19 protein-coding genes are annotated in these 24,261 nt (G+C 64.0%); 5 read left to right on the plus strand and 14 right to left on the minus strand.

From position 1 onward, the window contains the following. Positions 1–4 precede the first annotated feature (4 nt). Together F7R26_RS24710 and F7R26_RS24715 are read left to right on the plus strand one after the other, a co-directional pair. Entirely contained in the window at positions 5–3,124 is a 3,120-nt protein-coding gene (locus F7R26_RS24710) for an efflux RND transporter permease subunit (RefSeq protein WP_150987020.1), read from the plus strand. 250 nt (positions 3,125–3,374) lie between these two features. Then, positions 3,375–4,475 carry a helix-turn-helix domain-containing protein gene (locus F7R26_RS24715; protein ID WP_170301908.1) on the plus strand — a complete coding sequence of 367 codons (1,101 nt, stop codon included), beginning with the start codon at positions 3,375–3,377 and terminating at the stop codon, positions 4,473–4,475. Positions 4,476–4,621: 146 nt separating this feature from the next. On the opposite strand, the gene F7R26_RS24720 is transcribed toward F7R26_RS24715, so the two are convergent. The 7 genes from F7R26_RS24720 to F7R26_RS24750 all read right to left on the minus strand — a co-directional run bounded on the left by F7R26_RS24720 (position 4,622) and on the right by F7R26_RS24750 (position 12,366). Next, positions 4,622–5,116 carry a hypothetical protein gene (locus F7R26_RS24720; RefSeq protein WP_150987022.1) on the minus strand — a complete coding sequence of 165 codons (495 nt, stop codon included), beginning with the start codon at positions 5,114–5,116 and terminating at the stop codon, positions 4,622–4,624. Positions 5,117–5,142: 26 nt separating this feature from the next. Next, positions 5,143–7,095 carry a S8 family peptidase gene (locus tag F7R26_RS24725; protein ID WP_150987023.1) on the minus strand — a complete coding sequence of 651 codons (1,953 nt, stop codon included), beginning with the start codon at positions 7,093–7,095 and terminating at the stop codon, positions 5,143–5,145. Positions 7,096–7,813: 718 nt separating this feature from the next. Further along, a complete protein-coding gene (locus F7R26_RS24730; RefSeq protein ID WP_150987024.1) occupies positions 7,814–9,535 on the minus strand; it encodes a dipeptidase in 1,722 nt (573 codons plus the stop codon). An 86-nt stretch (positions 9,536–9,621) separates the two neighbouring features. Then, entirely contained in the window at positions 9,622–9,888 is a 267-nt protein-coding gene (locus F7R26_RS24735; RefSeq protein WP_150987025.1) for a cupin domain-containing protein, read from the minus strand. Between the two features lie 78 nt (positions 9,889–9,966). Then, positions 9,967–10,701 carry an XpsR family transcriptional regulator gene (locus F7R26_RS24740; RefSeq protein WP_150987026.1) on the minus strand — a complete coding sequence of 245 codons (735 nt, stop codon included), beginning with the start codon at positions 10,699–10,701 and terminating at the stop codon, positions 9,967–9,969. Between the two features lie 927 nt (positions 10,702–11,628). Continuing rightward, complete coding sequence (locus F7R26_RS24745) at positions 11,629–11,778, minus strand: hypothetical protein (protein WP_170301905.1); 150 nt, start codon at positions 11,776–11,778, stop codon at positions 11,629–11,631. A 186-nt stretch (positions 11,779–11,964) separates the two neighbouring features. Further along, a complete protein-coding gene (locus F7R26_RS24750; protein ID WP_241754712.1) occupies positions 11,965–12,366 on the minus strand; it encodes a hypothetical protein in 402 nt (133 codons plus the stop codon). Here F7R26_RS24750 and F7R26_RS24755 point away from each other — a divergent pair. Together F7R26_RS24755 and F7R26_RS24760 are read left to right on the plus strand one after the other, a co-directional pair. Next, on the plus strand, positions 12,350–12,736 hold the full coding sequence (locus F7R26_RS24755) for a hypothetical protein (RefSeq protein WP_206702555.1): 387 nt from the start codon (positions 12,350–12,352) through the stop codon (positions 12,734–12,736). The two genes, F7R26_RS24750 and F7R26_RS24755, sit on opposite strands and share 17 nt — an antisense overlap. Before the next feature lie 329 nt (positions 12,737–13,065). After that, the gene (locus F7R26_RS24760; protein ID WP_241754713.1) at positions 13,066–14,040 is read left to right on the plus strand and encodes a YeiH family protein; all 975 of its coding nucleotides are present in this window, start codon (positions 13,066–13,068) and stop codon (positions 14,038–14,040) included. A 91-nt stretch (positions 14,041–14,131) separates the two neighbouring features. Here F7R26_RS24760 and F7R26_RS24765 read toward each other — a convergent pair whose 3' ends face one another. From F7R26_RS24765 to F7R26_RS24775, 3 genes are all read right to left on the minus strand, one after another. Beyond that, positions 14,132–15,679: a flavin-containing monooxygenase gene (locus tag F7R26_RS24765; RefSeq protein ID WP_150987028.1), complete on the minus strand. Its 1,548-nt coding sequence runs from the start codon at positions 15,677–15,679 to the stop codon at positions 14,132–14,134. Between the two features lie 137 nt (positions 15,680–15,816). Further along, positions 15,817–16,812: a tripartite tricarboxylate transporter substrate binding protein gene (locus F7R26_RS24770; RefSeq protein ID WP_150987029.1), complete on the minus strand. Its 996-nt coding sequence runs from the start codon at positions 16,810–16,812 to the stop codon at positions 15,817–15,819. Between the two features lie 41 nt (positions 16,813–16,853). Further along, positions 16,854–19,220, minus strand: a complete 2,367-nt coding sequence (locus F7R26_RS24775; protein WP_241754714.1) for an acyl-CoA dehydrogenase family protein — start codon at positions 19,218–19,220, stop codon at positions 16,854–16,856. A gap of 718 nt (positions 19,221–19,938) precedes the next feature. On the opposite strand from F7R26_RS24775, the gene F7R26_RS24780 reads away from it, so the two are divergent. Beyond that, positions 19,939–21,015, plus strand: coding sequence for an MBL fold metallo-hydrolase (locus F7R26_RS24780; protein ID WP_150987031.1), 1,077 nt, complete (start codon positions 19,939–19,941; stop codon positions 21,013–21,015). A gap of 34 nt (positions 21,016–21,049) precedes the next feature. On the opposite strand, the gene F7R26_RS24785 is transcribed toward F7R26_RS24780, so the two are convergent. The 4 genes from F7R26_RS24785 to F7R26_RS24800 all read right to left on the minus strand — a co-directional run bounded on the left by F7R26_RS24785 (position 21,050) and on the right by F7R26_RS24800 (position 24,136). After that, positions 21,050–21,454 carry a cupin domain-containing protein gene (locus F7R26_RS24785; protein ID WP_150987032.1) on the minus strand — a complete coding sequence of 135 codons (405 nt, stop codon included), beginning with the start codon at positions 21,452–21,454 and terminating at the stop codon, positions 21,050–21,052. A gap of 93 nt (positions 21,455–21,547) precedes the next feature. Further along, the gene (locus F7R26_RS24790; protein WP_150987033.1) at positions 21,548–22,363 is read right to left on the minus strand and encodes an AraC family transcriptional regulator; all 816 of its coding nucleotides are present in this window, start codon (positions 22,361–22,363) and stop codon (positions 21,548–21,550) included. A gap of 92 nt (positions 22,364–22,455) precedes the next feature. After that, positions 22,456–23,259 (minus strand): hypothetical protein, encoded by an 804-nt coding sequence (locus F7R26_RS24795; RefSeq protein WP_150987034.1) that lies wholly within the window; start codon positions 23,257–23,259, stop codon positions 22,456–22,458. Positions 23,260–23,509: 250 nt separating this feature from the next. After that, positions 23,510–24,136: a trimeric intracellular cation channel family protein gene (locus F7R26_RS24800; protein WP_150987035.1), complete on the minus strand. Its 627-nt coding sequence runs from the start codon at positions 24,134–24,136 to the stop codon at positions 23,510–23,512. Positions 24,137–24,261: the final 125 nt, after the last annotated feature.

The following is a 24,261-nucleotide window of genomic DNA, read 5'->3' on the forward strand; positions in this document are numbered from 1 at the left end:
GATCATGCTGAAATCCCTTGTGGAAGCCGCTATCAAACAGCGGCTGGTGGTTTGCGTGCTGGCGGTGGTGCTGTTCTTCTTTGGCCTGCGCGCGGCAACCAAACTGTCGGTGGATGCGTTCCCCGACGTCACCAACGTGCAGGTGCAGATCGCCACCGAAGCCACCGGCCGCTCGCCGGAGGAAGTGGAGCGCTTTGTCACGGTGCCGGTGGAAATGGCCATGACCGGGCTGCCAGGCCTGGAAGAAATGCGTTCGCTCAACAAGGCGGGCCTGTCGCTGATCACGCTGGTGTTTACCGATGCGACGGACGTCTACTTCGCGCGGCAACTGGTGATGGAGCGCCTGATCGAGGTGGCCGGGCGCATGCCCGAGGGCGTGACGCCGGTGCTCGGCCCGGTCTCCACCGGGCTGGGCGAGGTCTACCAGTACACGCTGGACCGCGCCGACGACGGCAACCGCGCGCTCACGACCGAGGAACTCTCCGAGCGCCGCATCGCGCAGGACTGGGTGGTGCGCCCGCTGTTGCGCTCGATCCCGGGCGTAGCGGAAATCAACTCGCAGGGCGGCTTTGTCCGGCAATACCAGGTGCTGGTCAACCCGGACCGCATGCGGCATTACCAGGTCACGCTGCAGCAGGTCTACCAGTCGCTCGCGCGCAATAACGCCAACTCCGGCGGCGGCGTGCTGCCGCACTACGCCGAGCAGTACCTGATCCGCGGCGTGGGCCTGGCCCGGGGCGTGGAGGATATCGGCAGCATTGTGCTCAAGGAGGTCGCGGGCACGCCGGTCTATGTGCGGGATGTGGCCAACGTGACCATTGGCCACGAGGTACGGCAGGGCGCGCTGGTCAAGAACGGCGAGACCGAGTCGGTCGGCGGCATCGTGATGATGATGCGCGGCGGCAACGCCAAGGAAGTGGTGAGCCGCGTCAAGGCCCGCGTGGCCGAGATCAACGAGCGCGGCATGCTGCCGGGCAAGCTGCAGATCGTGCCGTACTACGACCGCAGCGAGCTGGTGGACTCCGCGCTGTGGACGGTCACCAAGGTGCTGCTCGAAGGCGTGGTGCTGGTGGTGATCGTGCTGTTCCTGTTCCTGGGGGATGTGCGCTCGTCCGTCATCGTGCTGGCCACGCTGGTGCTGACACCGCTGATGACCTTCATGGTGATGAACCAGGTGGGCTTGTCGGCCAACCTGATGTCGCTGGGGGGGCTGGCCATCGCCATCGGCCTGATGGTCGATGGCTCGGTGGTGGTGGTGGAGAACGCGTTCGAGCGGCTCGGCCACCGCGACAAGAGCGGCATGAGCAAGACCGAGATCCTGGTCAAGGCGGTGCAGGAAGTGGCCACGCCTGTGATCGTCGGCGTGGGCATCATCATCCTGGTGTTCCTGCCGCTGATGACGCTGACCGGCATGGAAGGCAAGATGTTCGCGCCGCTGGCGTTCACCATCTCGATTGCGCTGGCGATCTCGCTGTTCCTGTCGCTGACGCTCTCGCCGGTATTGTCGTCCTACCTGCTCAAGGGCGGCGCGGAGCACGATACCTGGCTGATCGCCTTCATGAAGCGCCATTACCTGCGCATGCTGCACTGGGCGCTGAACAATAGCCGCAAGACCGTGATTGGCGCGGTGGTGGCGTTCATGGCCACCGTGGCCATCGTGCCGCTGCTGGGCACCTCCTTTATCCCAGAGATGAAGGAGGGCTCGATCGTGCCGGCGCTGGACCGCGTGCCCAACATCTCGCTGGAGGAATCGGTCAAGCTGGAGATGGAAGCCAACAAGCTGGTGTTGTCGGTGCCCGGCGTGAAATCGGTAGTGTCCGGCGTGGGCCGCGGGGAGAGCCCGGCCGACCCGCAGGGCCAGAACGAATCGACGCCGATTGCCAGCCTGAAGGACCGCGACGAGTGGCCCGACGGCTGGACCCAGGACGATATCGCCAACGCCATCCGCGAGAAGCTCAAGGCCATTCCCGGCGTGCAGATCGTGATGGCGCAGCCGATTTCCGACCGCGTCGACGAGATGGTCAGCGGCGTGCGCTCGGACGTGGCGGTGAAGGTGTTCGGCGACGACCTCGACAAGCTGCGCGAGCTGGCCGGCGAGATCGCGCGGGTTGCCGGCGGCATCCAGGGCTCGCAGGACATCCGCATCGAGCGGATCTCCGGGCAGCAATACCTGTCGATCGAGATCGATCGCCAGGCCATCGCACGCTATGGGCTCAATGCCTCCGACATCCACGACATCATCGAGATCGCCATCGGCGGCAAGCGCGCCACGGACATCTTCGAGGGCGAGCGCCGCTTTGCCGCGGCGGTACGCCTGCCCGAGGAGTTCCGCGATAACGTGCAGGCCATCCGCCAGCTGCTGGTGGCCACGCCCAACGGCGCCCAGGTGCCGCTGCAAAGCGTGGCCAGGATCGAGGTCACCGACGGCCCCGCGCAGATCAGCCGCGAAATGGCCAAGCGCCGCGTGGTGGTGATGATCAACGTGAAGGACCGCGACCTTGGCGGCTTTGTCGCCGAACTGCAGCAGGCCGCGGACGCCAAGGTCAAGCTGCCGGAAGGCTACTACCTGGAGTGGGGCGGCCAGTTCCAGAACATGGAACGCGCCATGGGCCACCTGAAGATCATCGTGCCGGTGACCATCGCCGCGATCTTCTTCCTGCTGTTCCTGCTGTTCAACTCCGTGCGCTTTGCCACGCTGATCATCACCGTGCTGCCGTTTGCCTCCATCGGCGGCATCATCGGCCTGTTCGTCACCGGCGAGTACCTGTCGGTGCCGGCCTCCGTGGGCTTTATCGCCCTGTGGGGCATGGCGGTGCTCAACGGCGTGGTGCTGGTGTCGTACATCCGCACGTTGCGGGACTCCGGCTTGTCGCTGGACCAGGCCGTGATCCAGGGCGCGACCCAGCGATTCCGCCCGGTGATGATGACAGCCACCATCGCCATGCTGGGGCTGGTGCCTTTCCTGTTCTCCACCGGCCCGGGCTCCGAAGTGCAGCGCCCGCTGGCGGTGGTGGTGATCGGCGGGCTGATCACCTCGACCCTGCTGACGCTGGTGATGGTGCCGACGTTGTATCGCTGGTTCGATAACCGCAAGCCGGACCCGATGAAGGACGTGCCGGTGTAACGCGCAGACATCGTCCAGTCAGGCAACGCCCCACGCGGTCCCGGTGGGGCGTTTTTCTTTGGGGCAGGCCGCAGCGCTAACGCATGACCGTATCCATTCGATATCATGTGCCCTGCAGCGGGCCGGCGCGCACGCTACGGCATGGCGGCCGCACCGTGGTGACGGGGCGGCGATGCGCAGCGCGCCGAAGCCCTTTACCGCCCCCCCCCCCAAAAAAAGGAATCGCGTGGCAGGCCCAGCATCAGCACAGATGGCGGCAGAACCCGAAACCGGTGCGCAGGCAGACGGCGCGACGCCGCCGCCGCAAGTGCATGTCCGGCTTGATGGGCGGGCACTTCCCGACGCCTGCGAACTCTGGCGCGCAGCGCTATCGCCGCTCTTTGACGTCGAGATTGGCGCCGCGTCCGGCGCTTTCTCGGCCGAGCTCAAGGGCGTCCATTTGGGCGACAGCCTGATCGCCAGCGTTGCGGGCTCCGTGGCGCATCGCTTCAAGCGGGGCAGCGTCGAGATCCGGCGCAGCAATATCGACCACATCCTGATCCAGCTTTACGTCTCGGGCGGCGTTCAGGGCGAGTATGGCAACCGGCCATTCCATGCGAGCGAGGGATCGATCAGCCTGCTCGACCTGGGGCGGACGCTGGATAGCCGCACGCCGGCGTTTTCAAACATCACCCTGACCGTGCCGCGCGACCGCCTTCCCGCCTCGCTGAGGAACTGCAACCTGCACGGCACCGTGCTGGATGCCGGCCAGGGTTCCACACGCTTGCTGGCGTCTCACCTGTCGCAACTCATGCTGGCCGGCGCCAGCCTGACAGCGCAGGAGATGGCTGCATCGGTCACCGCGGCGCTGATCATGCTGGAGGGCAGCGGCGCCAGGCTGCGCGATAGCGAGCCTGATGTGCAAACGGCGGCGCGCCGCAGCATGCGCAAGCTGGTACGGCGCCATATCGAACAACATCTGGCCACGGAAGCGCTCTCGGCTGAGCAGGTTGCCAGCGTCTTTCGCTTGTCGCGAGCGAGCCTCTACCGGCTGTTCGAGAGCGACGGCGGCGTGAACGCCTACATCCAGGGCAGGCGGCTGGATCGCTGCTTCGATGAACTGGCCCGATCCAAGGGCAGCGGGCTCAGTATCGCCGAGCTGGCATATCGTTACGGCTATTCCAACGAGAGCACGTTCAGCCGCGCCTTTCGCCGCCGCTTCAGACTGAGTCCGCGGGAGGTGCGCGCGCTCGCGGAGCGTCCCCGCAACAACTGGCCGACAGCGTCGGCCAACGGCAGCGAGGCCGCCACCATCAACGCATGGCTGGAGAGCCTCCGCGGCGAATTCACCGCCATCGGTGCCGGCGCCTGACTGCAAGGATTCAGCCCTCGATGTCGATTACCTGCCCGGCGCACTGCATGTAGCACGCCAGGCAAGCGCCGTGACAACGACAGGGCCCAGGCAGCCGGGGTCTTCAAACGCGGCAAGAGGGCATGGCTCCGGCCGCGAAAGCCGGATCAGCGCACCTTGGGCTTGCCATACCGGATCGGGACATCGACCGCCGCCCCCGGCGCAAGGATTGTCTTGAGCTGCTCCCTGGCGCTGACCGCGTCCTGGAACGAAGCAAACGTCAACTGGCTGATGCGCATGTGGTCGAAGTACTCGACCCCGATTGCGGCGTGGCTTAGCTTGCCAATCGCTTGCTGGACTTCCTGGGTCGACACTTGCGAAACAACCACCTCGTTGCGGCTTTCTCCCACAACGCCGCGATCGTTGACGACCAGTGTCACCGCACTGCCCACGGCTCCTGCGTTCTTCGCCGTGGCCGAAGCCGAGGCCGGCAGCGTCTGGAGCGACTGGCTGCCAAGGCGAACGACCGTTGCACCCGCAAGGCTCTTCAATTGCGCGGGCGACAACTGCTGCCCAGCCACATAAGTCGACGCGCCTGCATAGCACAGCGTGGTGGCCAGTGCCGCGACGCCGCACAGCAAGACCCTGAAGGACAAATTCATTTTCATCATCATTCTCCTCGCCCCGTTTATTTCGCGGCAATCACACGGTATTCAACAGCCAAGGGCTTGCCGAGCTTGACGCTGACGCCATCGGCTTCCGGCTGGAAGCTGCTGCAAGTACCGGGCGCAGCGGTGGCTGGCATCACGCTGACCGCATACACCTCCCAATTCCCGGCGGCGTTCTCGCCATGGAATGCATAGCTGCCTAGCCCGTAGCTTTTCACTTCCGGCACGCCCGTGCTGTAGTAGCTGTTGTATGGAACAGCGAGTGCGGAAATGGTCCCGGAGGGCGACTTGACAAAGACGCCAACGCTGCCGACGCAGATGGAGCCGCTAAGTCTCAGCTGCAGGGCATCCACCTTGTCATTGCCGCCGACCGTGAACTGCCCCAGCTTCTGGACCGAGCCGTACTTGAGCTGGGTGCTATCGGCGAACGCCTTGGTGAAGTCGCCAATGGCCAGTGTTGCGGGCTTGTAGGCACTGTATGCCTTCGCCAGCCTGACGGCCGCCGCGGCATCCGCCAGGCCGAAGCCGTACCAGTTCGAGTAGTAGTTGCCCGCGGCATTCTTTTGCCAGCCCAGGTCCAGCCGTGCCGTTTGGCTGCCATCGACGAGGCTGGGGTCTTCGCTGGCGGTGAATGTTCCCTGCTTCAGGTCAAGCCGGAGATTCCGGTTGTTGCGCGAGCCATAGTCCGGATCGATTCTCCTGGCGGTGACGCGAAGAATCTCGCGCACGTCGCGCCACGTCAGGTTTGGATTTGCCGCCAGCATCAGGGAAACCACCCCTGAAATGGTCGGGGTGGCGGCCGAGGTGCCATTCATGCTGGAATAGTCGCAGTTCGCGTTATCTTTCTTGTTGGTTGCGCTGCCGCCAATGCTGAATGCGTTGGTGAGTTCCAGGAAGTTGCGGCTATAGCCTCTCGCGCAAGAGCTCAGGTCGGTCGAGAAGATCATCGGGCCGGAGCCGAGCTCTCCGTATTGCCCCGCTTCGCCGAATTCACCGCCAAGCCCGGTGATCCAGTTGACCGCCCCGGCGTTGGAGTAGCTTGACTTGATGCCCTTGGCGTTGGCCGCGCCGACCAGGATGACGCCTGGCTCCAGCGCCTCTGTGTCGTTCGCGGGATTCTCGCAACTGATGACGCCGCTTATCCCATCGATATCGGGGCAGAACCTGGGATTGTCGCCCCCGGTGTTGTTGTACTCATTGCCTGAAGCCTTCACCATGACCAGGCCCTTGCCGCTTCTCAGGTTTGGAAAGGCCCTGATGACGGAGCTGCTTCCGGATTCGGTGTCGTACTCGTCCGGCACCACGGGATTGCCTCCGTACGACGCATTGATGATGTGGGCGTTCCTGGACCAGTCGGCACCGCCGTAGGCCTGCAAGATATTGGCATTCGCGGTGCCGATGAAACGCGCGCCGCCCAGGGTCGCGCGGGGCGCGATGCCAATCACGCCTTTCCCGTTCTGCGCTGCGCTGATAATGCCGGCGACATGGGTGCCATGTGCCTCCTTAATGTTCTCGGGGATATTGGCGGGCGTGGGGTTGTTGGTGCCGTCGTCAAAGTTGTAGGTCATCAACCTGTTCACATTGGCGGCCAGGTCCTCATTGCCGATATCGACGCCGTCGTCGAGCACCAGGACATTGACGCCCTGGCCCTTGATGCCCGCGGCATGCACGTCTTCCACGTTGAGATCGGTGACGCCATCCGCGATCCCGGAGAAAGACTTGAAGTAGCTGGTGGCCTGCCTGAGCGCCCATTGGTAGATGTAGAGCGGCTCCGTGGCCCCGGTCTGGCAGGCGAACTTTGCATCCACGCCGGTTTCGGCGCAGGCGGATGCCGGGGGCACTGGCGTTGGCGTGGGCGCGGCGGGCGTCTGAGCGTTCGCGGCCGCGTTCTCTGGATTGTCGCCCCCGCATGCCGCGAGCGCGGCGGCGGCCAGGAGTGTCAGCGATATTAATGTCGTCCTACTTTTCAACATGAGATTTCCCGCCTTCAATATTGTGTTTTCAGTACGCTATGGCTCGTGCCGGGCGCATCCCGCAGGAACTGCATGGGCTCAGCCAGCCGCGGCGCGCTGCGCCGCGCACAAGCTGCGCTGCCGGGCTGCTATCGAGAACCCTTGGGATGGCCTGGTCGCGTGCCACGCAGGCCCGGGCCGCGCTCTTGCTGGAAGGGTGGCGCGTACCACGAACCGGCGCCAATTTTTGCAGAGTTATCGTTTCGTCACTTGACGCTGTGTCTCACAAAAACCGACGTTCTGTCTCACATGAGGGGGCGGGGCGGTGTTCAACGGGGAGGTTGCCCGTGGCGGCCATGATTCAGGATGGCGATCGTTTCCATCGTTGTGCCGAGTGTGATTGCTAAGCGGATAGGCCCAGCTGGCGTAGCAGGAAATCGATCAGGACGCGCACACGCCGCGGCATGTGGCGATTTGAAGGGAAGCTCCTTCGCCCGCTACGAACTCGCGGTCACCGATTGCGCCAACGGACGTTCCTGTCCTGGCTCGCGCATTGGCCGAGCGAGCACAGTAGAATCGATATCCTGATCGATGACGTCTGAGCCAATCACGATGCTCCCACTGGTCCCATTCCGTCCATGGAGCGACCCGAGGCGACCACGGCGATCGCTCGGGAATGGCTATTGGACAGGTTTCGCGGCCGCAACTAACGCAACGCAGCCGCCACAGCCTCACTGCCTCACTGCATCGACTTCAGGTCCCCGATGCGGATCAGCATCTCGGTGAACATCTGCATGTCCAGGTCCAGGTCGGCGACTTCCTTGTACTCCTTGGCGTTGTGCGCGGTGTACTTCTTGCCGGGCATGGCGGGGCCGAAGTTGATGGCATTCGGCATCAGCTTGGCGGTGGTGCTGCCTGCGGTGGGCACGGGCTTGGCTTCCAGCCCCGTGGTGTCGCCGAAGATGTTGAGCAGCGTGGACAGCCACGCGCCTTTAGGATCGCGCGCCATCCAGTCGCCCTGGTCGTGGCTGATGGTCACCGTTGCGTGGTTGGCGGCGGCCCAGGCGTTGATCTTGTCGGCTACGGCCTTGGACAGGGCTTGCGGCGTGTTGCCGCGCGGCATGCGCACGTTGGTAGTCACTTCCAGCTGGCCGTTTTTCTCCTGGACGAGATTGGGCGACAGGGTGAGCGGGCCCATGAAGTCGTCCTTGTAGGCCACGCCCATCTTCTCGCCGAGGTAGCCCGTGCCATACAGGTCGTCGAGGTACTTCGCTGCACGCGCGTAGTGGTTGTCGGCCAGCGCGATGCCGGATTCCCGCAGGAACAGCGTCAGGCGCGGCAGGGGATTCACGCCTTCCTCAGGCCGCGAGCCGTGGGCGGAACTGCCGGTGACCTTGACCTCCAGGCTGTCGGCGCGTGGGGTAATATCGATGGCGAACTTGCCCTGCGGCGCGTATTTCTCGATAAAGGCGGTGCGTGCTGCTTCGAGCCGGGCGCGGGCCGCGTTCAGGTCGCCGCCCTTGAGTTGCGCGCTCGCGGTCTGCGGCACGGCGTTGGCGGCCGCCGCGCCGCTCATGCCGACGATGGCGGTGGCGTTGCCGTCGGTGGCCTGCACGGGGAAAAACACCTTCAGGCTGCCCGAGCCTTTCTCGGCCACCACGGCGGGGTATTTGCTGTCGAGCACGATGTTGTACTCGGGCAGCTTGGTGTGCTGCCGGTAGTACTTCATGCCATCGCCACCCGTTTCCTCGGTGGTCTCGATCATCAGCCGGATGGTGCGGTTGAGCTTCAGCCCGCTTTCCTTCACGGTCTTCATCGCATACAGCACGGTGGCAATCGAGCCCTTGTCGTCGATGGTGCCACGGCCATACAGATAATCACCCACGCGCGTGACCTTGAACGGATCGAGCTTGGTGCCGTCGTCCAGCACCCATTCGTCCGCCACGACAGGGACGACGTCGGCGTGGGTGAGCAAGCCGAATTCTTCCTTGCCGGTGCCCGGCAGCGTGACTTCGAACACGCGGTTGTCCACGTTGCGGAAGGTGAGGCCGAAGTCCTTGGCCATGCCTTCCACCAGGTTGCCGAAGGCGATGATGGCGGGGTTCTCGTGCTGCGGGATCTTGTCGTCGCGCACGGTGCGCAAGGCCACCATGCGCTCGATGGCGCTGATCACCGCCTGGTGGTTGTGAATCCGGTTATAGAGGCCGAGCAAGCGTCCGATGTTGGTCAGGTCGTCGCCGTGCAGCGGGGCGTGCTTTCGATAGGCGGTGACACTGCCTGCCAGCGAGGGATCGGCCTTGGCTGCGGCACTCAGGAATGCGTCGAAATCGGCTGGCGGGCTGGCCTGCGCGGCGGCGGCTAGTGCGTCAAGGCCGGGTTTCTTCAGCGTGTCCGCGACGGCGGGCTGCCCCACGGCCAGCGTGAGCAGGGCAAGCGATGCGAGCAAGGTCGAGCGTTTCATGGGCAGGGCTCCCAAAAAACGGAGGATGTTCGCATGAGTTGGCCAACTGGTGCAAATCCCGCCAGGCGCCTGGCAGCCGCGGCGCGCTATTTCCTGCCGACCATGTACTTCACGCCTTGTGGCCCGTAGCGCTCAGAATGCGCTTCGTTGGCGCGCAAGTGGAATTCATCCCCGGCCCGGAAGGCTTGTTCCTCGCCTTCGGTCGCCAGGTAAAGCATGCCTTCGAGAATCAGCGCCCTGGCTTCGAAGGGATGCGCATGGACGCCAAGAGATCCGTTAGCCTCACGGGTGACGGTGACGACTTCCCGGAACCCCTCGCGGGCGAGGAGACCGGCAAAGGCTTCAGGATCCATGGCTGCTCCCTGTCCGTGCGCTTGGTTCGGTCTTTGAATATAGGCGTAATCCGTAGGCCCGGCGCATGGCCCTGGTGGCTACATGGCCTGGGGTACGAAATCGGATCGGTGTTGCCGCGCGTCCCTCAGGTCAGGGTGGTGATGGCGTTGGGCAGGATATCCGCCGCCTGGCAGTCCGCCGGAGGCACTCCCGGCCAACAGCGCATTCAGGCTCTCCGGCAATCTGCCCTGACCGCATGCCGCCGCGCGATGGTGATCGAAGTCGCTCGGCGCCAGGCTAGCGCCGAGCAGCTCGCCGAACGCGTTGAGCTGCACGTCGGAGGTCAGCCCCGCGCTGCCGGCGAGGGCGGGGCAGAGGATCCACGTGGTGCCATCTCGCTTGTAGATCTGCAGGGTCCTTACCTGGTCTGCGGGCTGCAGTTGCCGCTCTTCACATGCGACCTGCTCGAGTCCAAATGCGCGTACGAAGTCGTCAGCCTGGCGATAGCCGATGCAGACGACCACCTTGGGCCGCCAGTGCGCGCAGAGCGTACGCAGGAAGCGGAATCGCCCGCCATGCCGGCACAGGTCCAGGTAGCGATCCTTGGGCACGAGCTCGGACTGGCCGCGGAACACCTTGGACCAGGGTGTCAGGCCATCGAGCATGACAGGCAGGGGAAACAGGTTCAGCTTGAATTGCGCGCCGTCGGGTGCGTAGAGCTCGTCCCGGTAGTACGCCTTCCAGTCATTGTCATCCAGGCGGATACCGAGCGCTTGCGCGCGCGCCGCGGCCATGATGCGGGCAATGCGCTGGTGGTTCAGCCATTTGCCCATGTCTTCCCGATGTTTCGCGCGAAACGCTGCATCCCATGCCGGTGGCTCCGTGCGCGGCCGTAACGGCCCCGCCAGGCGCTCGTACCAGGGATGCGGGCTTCTGTCGCAGATCCAGATACTGGCCCTCGGGTTTCCGCCTTCCATCCCTACGTACGAGGCAAAGTAATTGTCCAGTTCCTGACGCGTGAATACCCCTGTGTGCTGCACTTTTTTGCCCCCTACCTTCTGGTGGGACCCCGTTTTCACTGATTCCACAACGTGCCGCGCGGCGCTTGCGGCGCCGCGCGTGCCGCGTGGTTATTTGGTGTGTCCGGCAGGTCGGCTACACGGTGCGGTGGTTCTCTCTCCCGCGCCGGTTGCGGCCTCGCTCGTTGTGTTTGTCTTGCACGGTGCTGGAAATTGAAAGTAGCCAGTTCATGCCTGTCGGCCTGAGCTGTTCATATTCCGAGTTACTTCCCACGGTAAATCGATATGAAATAAATAAAATGCTAAATATTCAATTGTTGCGCTGCACTATATCCGAGATCATTTGCGGCAAACATTGCAATATTTTTATGTCTGACATAAAAACGATGAAATGCCGGATATTACGGTGTTTTTATTATTTTCATCCCCTCTGATGGGGGGATTCACTCTTTTTTGAAAACGACCCTGGATTGACACGTCCTGGCCCTTCAAATGGGGAGAAGAAGGGAAAAAGGGGGTGTAGGCCGGGGAGATCGCCTACACCCTCAAGGGATGGCAACAACAGGGTCGATCGAGTTGCCGTTGGTAAGTGTGCTGCAGTACAGCAATATCAGTACCCTTCTGAAAGAGGGTGGATACCAGGCAGCAGGGCAGGGAGCCGGTGCCGGCTGCGACCGTACGGCTGAAGCGCCTTTTGCTCCGGGTTCGTCGGTTTTTCCGGGGCACGCTTCGCGCTGCGCGTTAGCGGTTGCGTTCGATCACCACTTCGAGATATTCGCTGGGCAAAACCAGCGTGCCATCGCCCGAGCGGTTGCGGAAGGTGAGATCGCGCGTGGCAACGTGGATCGCCCGGGCCGGCCCTTTGCGGCGTAAGCCGAGCCGAAAAGCCAAGGCTAAAGCCGTTGGCAGCGTCGTATGAAGTCCTCGTTGATCAGCGATTCCCTAGTAGGAAGCAGCCATTATTTCTCGGCAGTCTTTGCGCCGCAGATCCTTTGCATGAGGGCGGGGTTGCTGAGCCAGAGGATGTAGACGGATGTCATGGCGCATTTCAATACTGAAGTTTGCGTCCCCCACACCTTATCGCTTGACCAACAACCCGCGCAGGAGCAAGTCCAGGGCAACCATACCTCGCGCCAGTCGCGCATTGCCGTCCTCGCCGTCTGCGATCCAGAACGCCGCTTCGGCCAAGCTGCCGTAGATCAGCGATGCCAGTGCCTGCGGGTCGGCTTCATCCACGACGCCTTGCCGCATGAGGTTGTCGAGCAGTCGTTGCATTGACTCGACGCAATGGCGTTGCGAGTCCGGTGAGGCGCCGCCCAGCACCGCCATGGCATCACGCAGCACGATGCGCTGTATTTCCGGCTCCAGCGCCATCTCCAGATAGGCGCGGCAGCGGCTGCGAAAACCTTCCCAGGCGTCCTCGGCGGTGTCGGAGATAGCTTGCACGCGCTGATCCATCTCGGTGTCGATCTGCTCCACCACAGCGGCCAGCCTGGTCTTGTCGGCCTATGCCGTGGGTTCCTGCCTAGCCGGACTGCTGTTCGGCGCACTCAAGCTGCAAACGCCATTGCATCGTCTGTTGCTGCTGGGCGGTGCGGCGACGGCCGCAACCACGCTGCCTCTGCTGCTGGTTGGCAGCATTCCCGCTCTGGCTGCCGCCGTGCTGGTGGCGGGGCTGAACGTCGGTGTGGCGCTGGGCGCTGCGGCGTCCGGCCAGGTGGTGGATGAGGGCGGCGCACGGACCGGATTCGCTGTGGCGCTGTGCGCCGGTGCCTTGGTGCTGCTGGTGGCGTTGTGGGGACATCAACGTCTGCGTGCGCATGCCTCACCCATACCCAACGCCGCGTGATGACGGCACACGCGAATTCGCCATTTCAAGGATTCGGGCCATGAGCACATCTTCATCTGTGGCCGTAGAGACCTCTGCCCGACACCCCCGGAGTGGCAGTGGCCGCTGTCGGTCTTGCCACTGTCTTTGTCGTGACGACTGAAATGCCTCGGGTTGGCCTGCCGACGCCAAACGCAGACACGTTGCGAGCGCACTTCGTGCCAGCCCGGGAGCGTCCTTATCGATTTTTTCAATAGCAGTAACCCAAAAATGGCGTTGGCTCCGATATGCGTTGAGAGCATATCGTTATGCCAAATTCATCTAAGAAGGTGCTGCACATGGCGTTCAGAATGCTCTCGACCAAGTCCTTCTTCCCCGGACTCCTCCTGGTCGTCGCCGTCGCGGTGCCCGCTGCGTTACTTGGCAAGCTGGTTCCAATACTTGGCGGTGCTGTCTTCGGCATGTTGATTGGTGTGCTCTGCCGAGCCTTTCTCAAGCCGGGCGACCAATACAAGCCAGGTATCCAGTTCGCCTCTAGGCAGATGCTGCAATACTCGATCATCGGACTGGGCTTCAGCCTGCCGTTGCACGAGGTCGTCCAGACCGGGCTGAGGTCGCTGCCGGTCTCGCTGGTCACGCTTGCGGTCGCCTTCGCCGTCGCCATCATCGCCGGCCGCATCCTGCGCATCCCTGAGAAGCTCAAGATCCTGATCGGCGCCGGCACCGCGATTTGCGGCGGGTCGGCTATCGCGGCAATCGCGCCTGTGCTCCAGCCCGACGATCACGACATGACGTATGCGCTGTCCACGATCTTCATGTTCAACGTGGTAGCCGTCGTCATTTTCCCTATCCTTGGCAAGATGCTTGGCATGTCCGATGCCGGGTTCGGCCTCTGGGCCGGAACCGCGATCAATGACACGTCCTCCGTCGTCGCAGCCGGCTATGCCTGGAGTTCGGCCGCGGGCGAATTCGCGACGATCGTCAAGCTGACGCGCGCCATGATGATCGTGCCGGTCACGCTGGTGATCGCGCTGATCTGCCAGCGCAATCAGCCTGGCGGGTCAATGCGTCGTGCCATTCCGTGGTTCATTGTCTTCTTCGTCCTGGCATCGGCGGTCAACGAATGGCTGCCATCTGGCCTGACGCATGCGATCCAGCTGATGACCCCGTTCCTGGTCGTCGGCGCCCTCACCGGGGTCGGCCTGAGTACCGACATCGACAGGCTGAAGCGCGCTGGGGCACGACCGCTGCTGCTTGGCCTGATCGTATGGGTCAGCGTGGCGATGAGCAGCCTGGTCATGCAACACATTGCCGGGACGCTGTGACCCATAGCGTCCTGCGTGTCGGGAGGGTCGGCGGCAGGGCCGCAGCCGAGCGAAGATGAGGGGGGCGTTGCGACCCTGCTGTCCAGCGCCGTCAAGCAAGCGGTGGCTTGGCGCCTCCTGGCAATTCGGGCAATTCGCATGTGTAGTCAAAGACCGCATCATCGAGATCGATGGTGGGGAATTCGTCCTTCTCTGCCCAATAATCCTGAGTATGCTGCCACTCGCGTTTACTGCCCCGCTTGGGGAGCAGATGCATGCCGCGCATCAGGTAGCCGGGATTGAAGTTCTCCGGGTCCACCCATGACCCAAGCGTCATGTTCTCGTCTTCGGGCCGCAGCGTCGGCATGACCCTGCTCGCGCCCTTGCTTTTCATGTGGCGAAGCAGGCGGCAGACGAAGTCGCCGATCAGGTCGGCGCGCAAGGTCCAACTCGCACGGAAGTAACCAAAGACCCAGACCAGATTGGGCACGCCCGTGAACATCATGCCGCGGTAGGTGACGGTGTCGGAGAAGTTCAGAGGCTTGTCGTCGATGGTGAAGGCGATGTCGCCGAGTACGCTCAGATCAAAGCCCGTGGCCGTGACGACAATATCGGCCTCCAACGTCCGGCCGGATTTCAGCTCGACGCCGGTTTCCACGAACTGCTCGATCTCGTCGGTGACGATCGAGGCCTTGCCATCGCGCACACCCTGGAACAGGTCTGCGTCCGGGATGAAGGCGATGCGCTGCCGCCATGGCCGATAGCGCGGCGTAAAGTGCGTGTCGATATCGAATTCCGGGCCGAGATGGGCGCGCACGCCAGCAAGCAACTCTTGCTTGACCACCTCCGGCTCTTCCCGGGCGCGACGCGTGAACTCGGCCTGATCGTGCAGGATTTTACGGCGCACAATCTCGTGGATCCACGTCTCGTCGATTTCCAGTTGCCGCAGTTCATTGGCAAGCACGTTGGCGTTGCGCCCTGTGAAGAAATAGGTCGGTGAGCGCTGGAGCATGGTGACATGCGCGCATTTTCCGGCGAGCGCCGGCACTAGCGTGGCTGCCGTGGCGCCCGAGCCGATGATGAGGACCTTCTTGCCTTCGTAGGCCAGATCCTCGGGCCATGTTTGCGGATGGACGATCTGGCCCTTGAAGGACTCCATGCTCCGCCATTCCGGCGTGTAGCCCTGCGAGTGCCGGAAGTAGCCCTGGCACATCCAGAGAAAATGGGTGGTGAACCGGACCGTCTCGCCGGTGTCCGTCCGCTTTGCCTCGAGGGTCCAGAGATTGTCCTGGCTCGACCACGATGCCGAGTGGATGGCGTGCCGATAGCGGATATGCCGATCGAGCCCGTTCTCGTCGATGACCTCGCCCATGTACGAACGGATTTCCGCCGCCGTGGCGATCGGTGCGCCAGTCCAGGGCTTGAAGCGATAACCGAAGGTGTAGAGGTCGCTGTCGGAGCGGATGCCGGGATAGCGATGCGTGTGCCAGGTGCCGCCATAGCTTTCCTGCGACTCCAGGACGACGAAGCGCATCTCCGGGCACTGGTCGGCGAGATGATAGGCGGATGCTATCCCCGAGATGCCGGCCCCGACGATCAAGACATCGAAATGCTCGGGCGTCTGCGACCCGGCCCTTTCGGGAAACACGCTCTCTGTCATTTTTTACCCCAACTCGTAGATGAATCGACAGGCCAGGTTCCTATTGCAGGCTACCAATGCCCGGAAAGACGATCACGCTGCGTGCGACATCTTGGTCTGATCGACCGCCCCTTCATGCTCAGCACTTTCGAAGCCAATCAGTCCAGCGTCAGATGCGCTGTCTGGATGACTTCTCCCCACCGTTTCCGCTCGCTTGCCACGAATGCAGCGAACTTCTCCGGTGGCTGGCCTCCCGCTACGCCACCCATTTCGCGGATCTGGGCCAACAGCTCCGGATCGCGCATGATCACGGCAAGCTGCTGCTCCAACTGGGAGACGACCGCCGGCGGTGTCTTGGCAGCAACGAAGATGCCGATCCACGCAGTCGAGAGGAAACTGTCAAAGCCGGCCTGCACCATCGTGGGCACCTCTGGCAGGCTCGGCATGCGCTGCGCCGAAGTCACGGCTAGCGCGCGCAGCTTTCCGGAGCGGATATGCGGCAGTGCCTGTGTCAGGTTGTCGAACTGGAATGTCGTCTCTCCTGCCAGCAAGGCCGTGGTGGCAGGCGTGGAACCCTTGTATGGCACGTGAATGGCATCGGTGCCGGTGCGCATCTTGAAGAGCTCGCCCACAAGATGGCTGGTCTGGCCAATACCGGCCGAGCCGAAGGAAAACCTGCCGGGTTGTTGCCTGAGTTGCGCGACCAGGTCGGCCACGCTCCTGACGGGCGATTGGGCATTGACCACCAGGACATTGGGAAAGGCAATGATGTCGGTGACCGGTGTCAGATCCGACGGCTCGTAGGTGAGGTGCTTGTAGGCGCTGTAGTTGATCGCTTGCGGGCCGACATTGCCCGCCAGCAACGTGTAGCCGTCGGCCGGGGCGCGCAGCGCCGCCTGTGTTCCGATGATGCCGCCGCTGCCGGGGCGGTTGTCGACGACGACGGACTGCCCCAGGCGTGCGCTGAGCTTCCTGGCCAGCAGCCGGATTGGAATATCGATCGTCCCACCGGCCGCGCCCGGCACAACGATTGTGACCGGTCGCTTTGGCCATGTCGTATCCGCCTGCGTGCCGGCAGCCGCTGGCAGTGTCGTCGCGGCCAGGGCGAATACGAGCGAACGGGCAAGGCGCTGTTCCGGGGGCCATGCATGCATAGGTTTTCCTCTCTCTTGGTTCCGTCGATGTCCTTGCCGTACTACATGCGGGGAGCGTCCATGATGGCAGCAAAGCGCCCGAGATGCGTGGCGGCGTTGCCCAGAAGCAGTTCATTGCCGATCAGCCGCTTGCTGTAATGGCTGATGGCTGTCTCGTCCTGCAGGCCGATGGCGCCATGCAACTGCAAGACATCCAGTGCGATACCGCGGCCGGCGGTACCGGTCATGTACTTGGCCGCGCTGACGCGGCGCTCGCGTTCCGCCGGTTGCACGGTATCCCAGTCTGCCAGAGCCTGGCGCACCAGGTGGCGCGCGTTGTTCCATGCGCGGTAGTGTTCAGCCACGCGGTGCTGGAGGACCTGTTGTTCCGACAAGGTGCGACCGAATTGCCTGCGTGTGCGCAGGTATTCGACGGTGATGCCTAGCGCGCGCCGCATGGCACCGACGCTCTCCGCGCAGAGCGCTACTGTGGCCAGTGCCAGGGCCTGTTGAATCGATACGCAGGCATGCTCGGGGCCCGCGAGTAATGCGGCGCGCGGCAGTACCACGCCGTCCAGGTGCAGGTCAGCCGCGCTGCGCCCGTCGTGGAGCTGATAAGCGCGTTTGCCAATGCCGCCGATGCTGGCCGGCACGTCGAACAGGCCGATGCCGCCGTCACTCAGGCACGCCGCCACGACAAAGCGATGGGCCTGGGCGCCACCCATCACCATCGGATTGACACCATCGAGACGCCAGCCTTCGCCGGTGCGCTGCGCCGTTATCTTCGGGCGCGGTGTCCGGCCATCGCTGGCGCCGTCACCGCAAGCCAGCGCGCAGCGGGTCTGTCCGCTGGCCAGAGCCGCCAACAGCGCGGCGCGCGCCGGGCCGTGCGGCGCCGCGAGCAGCGCCTGCGTGGCGAGCACCGCGCTCCACGGCAGCGGTTCGAGAACCAGCGCTTCGCCAAGCGCTTCAATGATCGGCAGCAGGTCTGCCATGGTGTTGCCCAGGCCTGCGGCTGCCTCCGGAATGGCCAGGCTGGTCAGGCCAAGTTCGGCCAGGCCGGTCCATGCTGCTTCATCGAAGCCGCCATGCGTGCCGATGATCGTCTGCCTGCGCGCGAAGGTGTAGTGCTTGTCCAGCCAGCGGCGCACGGTATCGACCATCATGGCCTGCTGTTCGCCCAGGTGATCGGCGCGCGGGCAGTCGATCTCGGTCTGTCCGGAAAAGATCGCCTTGGCGATGATCTGGAGTTGTATCTCGGAGGAGCCGCCAGCCAGCGAACTGCCGCGGTAACGCCACATGTGCAGGGCCAGGTTCCCGGCATGCCCGGTCGGCCCCTCGCCTGGCCTGCCCTCGACAGCTTGCGGATCGAACGCCAGGGATGCGGTGCCATGGGCATCCATGCTGAACAGGTGCAGGTCCTGCAGCAGCTGGATGCCTTCGAGTTTCAGCAACGAAGCCTCCAGTTGAGGACTACCGCCTTGCGCGGCCTGCTGCACGGCAGGCCACCACGCCGCCTCTAGTGCGCGCATGCGAATGTCCAGGGCGGCGTGGCGGCGCCTGAGCAGGGCATGCTCGATGCTCCGCGCCGGATCGTTGCCGCCATGCTGCTGCTCGACCAGCCCTGCGGCTCGGGAAAGTTCCGCCTTGCACTCGGCCACCCGCGCCACGAACAGACGCTCGATGACCAGCAGGCCCTTGGCGATGGCCCAGCCTGAATTCTCCGTGCCGACCAGGTTTGCGGCCGGGACGCGCACATCGTCAAAGAACATCTGGACGTGAAAGTGCGAGCCATTGATATAGCGGATGGGACGTACCGTCACGCCGGGCGAGCGCAGATCGATCAGCAGCACCGAAATCCCGTCCTGCTTGCGTTGCGCGGCCGCGTCCGTGCGTGCCAGCACCAGAGCCCAGTTGGCCCAATGCCCGAGGCTTTGCCAGATCTTGGTGCCATTGACGACCCATGTATCACCATCGCGGCGAGCCACTGTGCGCAACGATGCCAGGTCCGAGCCGGCGTCGGGCTCGGAGTACCCCTGCGCCCAGAAGTCGTCGAAGGTGAGCATGCCGGGCAAGAAGCGCCGGCATTGTTCAGGCGTGCCATGGCGGATCAGCGTAGGGCCGATCGTGTCGATACCCAGGTTCTCCACATGGGGCGCGTCGCTGGCAGCGAGTTCTTCCCGGAAGATGGCCTGCTCCACCAGCGACCAGCCCGGGCCGCCGTGCTCGCGTGGCCAACCGGGCGCAGCCCAGCCGCGCGCATGCAGGATGCGGTGCCATCTGGCGGCCTGCTCGCGCGTGACGAGGCAGTGCGCGCGCGTGGCGGCGCGGATGTCGGGTGGAACCGCCTCTCGCAAGAAGTCGCGGATCTGCTTGCGAAATGCCTCCAGGCGGGAGCCGGGCGTGCCGGTGTCCGGGGAATCTGGCATGACCATTCCTTCCATGAGAACGTTATTTGACTGGTGTGCCGCACAGGCTGATCCAGCGCTCGGTCCAGCCTGTGGATGGGGGAGCAGGCGACGTTGGCAGCGTGCAAGGTATCGAGCCATTCGGCCACCGGCCGGGTCCGGACGCGCGCCGGGACGAGATCGACCGTTTCGGAAACACTGCGCCACGCAGGCGGCGATCGTGGAGAAATCCGGCGCATCGACCACGTCTTGCAGGTCGGCCGCCAGACCGAAGCGTCTCTGCTGCGTATGGTTGTCTATGCCGCTGTCTATGCCGATCAGCGCCGGCCCGTCAGGAGCCTCGAACACGTGGTGGGGAGCCACGGCCGGATGCCGGCCGGTGCGCCAAACAGGAAAGTACAGCGGCTCAGTCTCATTGTGTCTCCGCGCGATATTTTTGTCGGGATCCGCCGACTTTCGCGGCAGTGGCCCCACTATTGCCCTGCCGCAGCCAAATGTCCAAGATAGTTTTTTGATGCCGGATATAGAATCTGGATATACCCCGCCGTATTAGCCAGCGCCGTGCCGCCCGCGCGCCAACCGAGCCGGGTACGTGCTGCTGCGCGAACACCCGGACCTCGGTAGAATCGCTCACGGCGTCGCACGCAAGGGTGCGCAGCCTTGCCCCATGCCGGTGCAGTCTCCCGAGCGCCACGCGGCGCAGCTGGCATGTCCGCACGGACCCAAGGAAAACAACAACATGAGCGACGAGAGTCTGACCCCCCCACCCGAGGCCGAGAGCAAGCCTGTTCTCGACTACCCTTGCGGAGAAGCGCCGGCGCCAGGCAGCGCGGTTGAGGTCGCGCCGGGTGTGCTGTGGATCCGCATGCCAATGCCGTTTGCGCTGAGCCATATCAACCTGTGGGCGGTGCGTGACGGCAAGGGGTGGGCAGGGGTTGACGCCGGTTTGCAAACCAGCGAAACCGCCGCCGCCTGGCGCGATCTTTTCGCGCAGGGCGGGGTGCTGGCGGACGGGCTCACCCGGCTCTTCGTCACGCACATGCATCCCGACCATATCGGCATGGCCGGCTGGCTGACCCGCAAGTTCGGCTGCCGTCTGTGGATGACCCGGCTGGAGTACCTGAACTGCCGCGTGCTCGCGGCGGACACCGGGCGCGAGGCGCCGGAAGACGGCGTGCGCTTTTATCGCCGCGCAGGCTGGGACGACAACGCCATCGAGGCCTACCGCGTGCGCTTTGGCGGCTTCGGCAAGTACGTCCATGCCTTGCCCGACAGCTACCGGCGCTTGCGCGACGGCGAGAACCTGACGATCGGCGAGCACCAGTGGCGGGTCGTGGTTGGCAATGGCCACTCGCCCGAACACGCCTGCCTTTATAACGAGGCGTTGAAGATCCTGATCAGCGGCGACCAGATCCTGCCGCGCATCTCGTCCAATGTGTCGGTCTTCCCGACCGAGCCCGATGCCGATCCGATGGGCGACTGGCTGGCCTCGCTCGCCAAGCTGCGCCGGGAAGTCCCGGACGACGTACTGGTGCTGCCGGCACACAACGAGCCCTTCCGTGGCTTGCACGCGCGCATTGACTATCTGGCGCGCAGCCAGCACCACGCGCTGGATAGGCTGCGCGCTGCGCTGGCCGAGCCCAGGCGGGCGGTGGATGTCTTCGGTGAGCTATTTTCCCGCCCCATCGGCGCGGAGCCCGGGCTGCTCGGCATGGCAACCGGCGAGAGCGTTGCCCACCTGAACTATCTCGTGCAGCGGGAAGAGGCCGTGATGGAGGTGGGCCCGGACGGCATCGCACGTTATCGCATGGCCTGAACGCCGGGAGGATAGGGCGGGCAGGGCGGTGCGGTCAGATCCAGACGTCGTTGACCGCCGTCCGCTCGCCACCCTCACCGCCGGTATTCAGTACGCCCCGGGGTTCGATCAACAGCAGCTTCACCTCCGTCTCGGCAAAAGGCTTGTGCTCCACGCCCCTGGGCACCACGAACATCTCGCCCGCCGATAGCTGCACGTGCCCGTCGCGAAAATCGATGCGCAGCGTGCCCTCCAGCACGATGAACGCCTCATCGGTTTCGGCATGGTGGTGCCAGAGAAAATCGCCTTCGATCTTGACCAGCTTGAACTGGTAGTCGTTCATCTCGGCGATGACCTTCGGTGTCCAGCGCTCATGGATCAAGCCGAGCTTCTGCGCGAAGTTCAGGCTCTTGTATTCTCCGGGCGCTTTGTGTGAGGCGCTTGCCAGATCGTGTTGCATCGCGTGTATCTCCTTGCCTTGTCATGAACGCACACGTTAGCAAGGCCGGCGGGTGAAATCTTGTACGATCGTGCAAGCTGTCGGCCGGCGCCCTCAGCGCAGTCCTTGCTGCATCTTTACCCAGCGTGCCGGCGACATGCCATAGGCCTTGCCGAAGTGACGCGTCATGTGGCTCTGATCGGTGAAGCCGGCGGCCAGCGCGGCATCGGCCAGCGACTGGCCCCGCATCAGCAGCGAGCGGACCAGGTCAAGCCGGCGCATGGTCAGGTAGCGGTAGGGGCTGGTGCCAAACAGCAAGCGGAAGTCCCGCGACAGGCTCCAGCGATCGCGCCCGCTGCACGCTTCCAGCTCACGCAAGGTGACCGTGCGGTGCAGCGCGCCGTGAATGAACTCCCGCGCCAACTCTGCGGCCCGGTAGTCATAGCCCTGGTGCCTGGCGCGCGCGCCGGCCGCGGCGCTCAGGGCATGCGCGAGATCGAACAGCGCATCGTCCTCCTCCAGCGGATCTAGCGGGCTCTCCAGGCTTTGCAGCAGGACGCCGGTCGCTTCGCGCAGCCGCGTATCCGAGGACAGGCCGTTCTTGATAAAGGGCAGCGGCTTGCCGCCCAGCACCTGCTGGATCAACGCCGGCTCGATATACAACATCCGGTACTGGAAGCCAGCTTCGGTGCCCGCCTCGCCGTCATGGACTTCATCGGGATGCAGCACGATGGTCCCGCCAGGCACGCTGTTGCACTCTGCGCCACGATATTGAAAGCGCTGCACGCCCGAGAGCGTTCGCCCGATGGCATAGGTATCGTGGCGATGCGGATCGTAGCCATGCCCGGAAAAGAACGCCTCGATGCGTTCCATGCGGCCTGCCTGCGGCGCGCGCAGAACCCAGTCCTTTGGGGTGTCTTTCAACGGCATGATGCTCCATCCCTGGCTGCGGTTTCTCGCCGATGTCAGGGCGGGACGAGCTGCCCGATCAGTACGAGCGCCGCAGTAGCCCTGGCGACCGCTTAGTTGCCGGCGGCGACCTGCATGTCGACCTTGTACGCCTCAAGCTCCAGCGTGTCCCGATTTGAGAGGCCGCCTCCGGAGTTGTACTGCTCCTCGATGATCTTCACGGCCCGCTTGACCGACGGAACATACCAGTACGCCCGGTAAATGCGGCCTGTGGCCGGGTCTGGAGTAGTGGGCTTTTGGCTCTGCATCGTGACACTGGAACCATTCTGATCCACCTTGGCAACCGCGGCGGCGGCCGACGGCGTCGGCTGGAACTCCAGGTACCAGGTCCCGTCGGTTTCGATCTTCAGGGCGTGGAATTTGCCGGCAGGCACACTGATATCCTCCCAGCCAATCACCTTGTATTGCAGTTGGGTATGGCGCTGCTTGACCGTGGCATTTGGATGCTCCTCGTCGTAGGCGACGGTCCATGTCTTGCCGATCTTCATGGGGAACGAGAGCGGCTTGTTGACGACCTGCATATGGCCGTTGATGCTTCTCGCCTGGCTCCAGTCAAGACCCAGCAGGATTTCCTTGGGGGGGAGACTGGAATCGACTGGCTTGGTCGATACCAGAATGCTATCCCCGCCGGAACGGACAAGAGCGCTGACGAAGCTGCGTTCGCGCGTTTCGCCATTCTGGAACTGGTTCTTCAGGTGCATGGTCCAGCTATCGCCTTCCTTGAACGCCGGTTGCTCGACGCTCTGGGCCGACGCCTGGGTTGCCGTGAGCGCGGCGCAGGCTGCCAATAGCAGCGTGCCCCCCAGGGTCATCAATGCCTTGCGGATTCTTATTGTTTTCCCGCCATGTGTCTGCATGTTGCTTTTCCCGAATCTTGTTGTGTTCAGTTCCTGGGCATTCACGCTTTGCCCCCAGTACTTCGGCTATGCCAAGCGATTGCGATCATAGCGCATGCGAACTCGATGTTGCACCCGGCACGGCGGTCCGGGCACGTACTGGTGTTGCGCCGGAGCAGGCAGGGAAATCGCGTTTGTCTTGTTATCTCTGAAAAGGGCGGGCTTCGTCCTTGCAATCCGTTGCCTGCTCCCAGATCTCAGGTCCGAGTTCTCACCAGACCGGCACCTTCGGCAGGTGCCAGTCATGTTGCACGGCAAGCAGCCGCAGCGCAAAGCAGCTGGCGCCGCCGGCCAGCGCCGCGACGGTCGGCGGCAGGCGCAGGGCCCGGGCGCTGACGAGTACCGCGGATCCCAGCCAGGCCGCCGTGGCGTAGATGTCGGCGCTCAGCACGGTCGGCACCTGCGCCAGCAGCATGTCGCGCACCACGCCGCCGCCCACGCCGGTGAGTGTGCCCATCAGCGTCGCCACAAACGGGCGTACGCCGTAGTTTGTCGCCTTTTGCACGCCCGCTACGGCAAACAGCGCCAGGCCCGCCGCATCCAGCACGATGATCAACGGGCCGGCAAACCCCTGCGCCGCCGAGTGAAACACGAACGCCGCGCTGCCGGCAAGAAAGGCAAGCGCGGGATAACGCCAGTCCCGGATAGCATTGGGCGGGGCCGCGCCGATCAGGAGGTCGCGGATGATGCCGCCGCCCACCGCGGTGACCAGCGCGACCACCAGCACCCCGAGCAGGTCCAGGCCATGGCGCATGCCGACGATGGCGCCCTCCACGGCAAACACGGTGGTGCCGGCAAGATCGGCTGCCAGCACGACGACTTCGGCTCTTGTTTTCATTGGGCTGCCAAGTTGGGCTTGGGACTCGGGGGCGGGACGGCTTCAGGGAGGATACTGCCCCCGGGGCTGTGGCGCCATAGGCGCATGCCGGCGCGCGAGCACAAGCTGGCGCGCCGGCATGCGAG

It is taken from the genome of Cupriavidus basilensis, from assembly GCF_008801925.2.
In the GTDB taxonomy this organism is placed as follows: domain Bacteria; phylum Pseudomonadota; class Gammaproteobacteria; order Burkholderiales; family Burkholderiaceae; genus Cupriavidus; species Cupriavidus basilensis.

What these genes read in the sequence shown, in the direction of transcription:
- F7R26_RS24795 (WP_150987034.1), bottom strand. Translation starts at nt 23,259, where the DNA reads ATGCAGACACATGGCGGGAAAACAATAAGAATCCGCAAGGCATTGATG.
- F7R26_RS24770 (WP_150987029.1), bottom strand. Translation starts at nt 16,812, where the DNA reads ATGCATGCATGGCCCCCGGAACAGCGCCTTGCCCGTTCGCTCGTATTC.
- F7R26_RS24800 (WP_150987035.1), bottom strand. Translation starts at nt 24,136, where the DNA reads ATGAAAACAAGAGCCGAAGTCGTCGTGCTGGCAGCCGATCTTGCCGGC.
- F7R26_RS24775 (WP_241754714.1), bottom strand. Translation starts at nt 19,220, where the DNA reads ATGCCAGATTCCCCGGACACCGGCACGCCCGGCTCCCGCCTGGAGGCA.
- F7R26_RS24735 (WP_150987025.1), bottom strand. Translation starts at nt 9,888, where the DNA reads ATGGATCCTGAAGCCTTTGCCGGTCTCCTCGCCCGCGAGGGGTTCCGG.
- F7R26_RS24710 (WP_150987020.1), top strand. Translation starts at nt 5, where the DNA reads ATGCTGAAATCCCTTGTGGAAGCCGCTATCAAACAGCGGCTGGTGGTT.
- F7R26_RS24780 (WP_150987031.1), top strand. Translation starts at nt 19,939, where the DNA reads ATGAGCGACGAGAGTCTGACCCCCCCACCCGAGGCCGAGAGCAAGCCT.
- F7R26_RS24715 (WP_170301908.1), top strand. Translation starts at nt 3,375, where the DNA reads ATGGCGGCAGAACCCGAAACCGGTGCGCAGGCAGACGGCGCGACGCCG.
- F7R26_RS24785 (WP_150987032.1), bottom strand. Translation starts at nt 21,454, where the DNA reads ATGCAACACGATCTGGCAAGCGCCTCACACAAAGCGCCCGGAGAATAC.
- F7R26_RS24760 (WP_241754713.1), top strand. Translation starts at nt 13,066, where the DNA reads ATGCTCTCGACCAAGTCCTTCTTCCCCGGACTCCTCCTGGTCGTCGCC.
- F7R26_RS24730 (WP_150987024.1), bottom strand. Translation starts at nt 9,535, where the DNA reads ATGAAACGCTCGACCTTGCTCGCATCGCTTGCCCTGCTCACGCTGGCC.
- F7R26_RS24725 (WP_150987023.1), bottom strand. Translation starts at nt 7,095, where the DNA reads ATGTTGAAAAGTAGGACGACATTAATATCGCTGACACTCCTGGCCGCC.
- F7R26_RS24740 (WP_150987026.1), bottom strand. Translation starts at nt 10,701, where the DNA reads ATGGGCAAATGGCTGAACCACCAGCGCATTGCCCGCATCATGGCCGCG.
- F7R26_RS24765 (WP_150987028.1), bottom strand. Translation starts at nt 15,679, where the DNA reads ATGACAGAGAGCGTGTTTCCCGAAAGGGCCGGGTCGCAGACGCCCGAG.
- F7R26_RS24790 (WP_150987033.1), bottom strand. Translation starts at nt 22,363, where the DNA reads ATGCCGTTGAAAGACACCCCAAAGGACTGGGTTCTGCGCGCGCCGCAG.
- F7R26_RS24720 (WP_150987022.1), bottom strand. Translation starts at nt 5,116, where the DNA reads ATGAATTTGTCCTTCAGGGTCTTGCTGTGCGGCGTCGCGGCACTGGCC.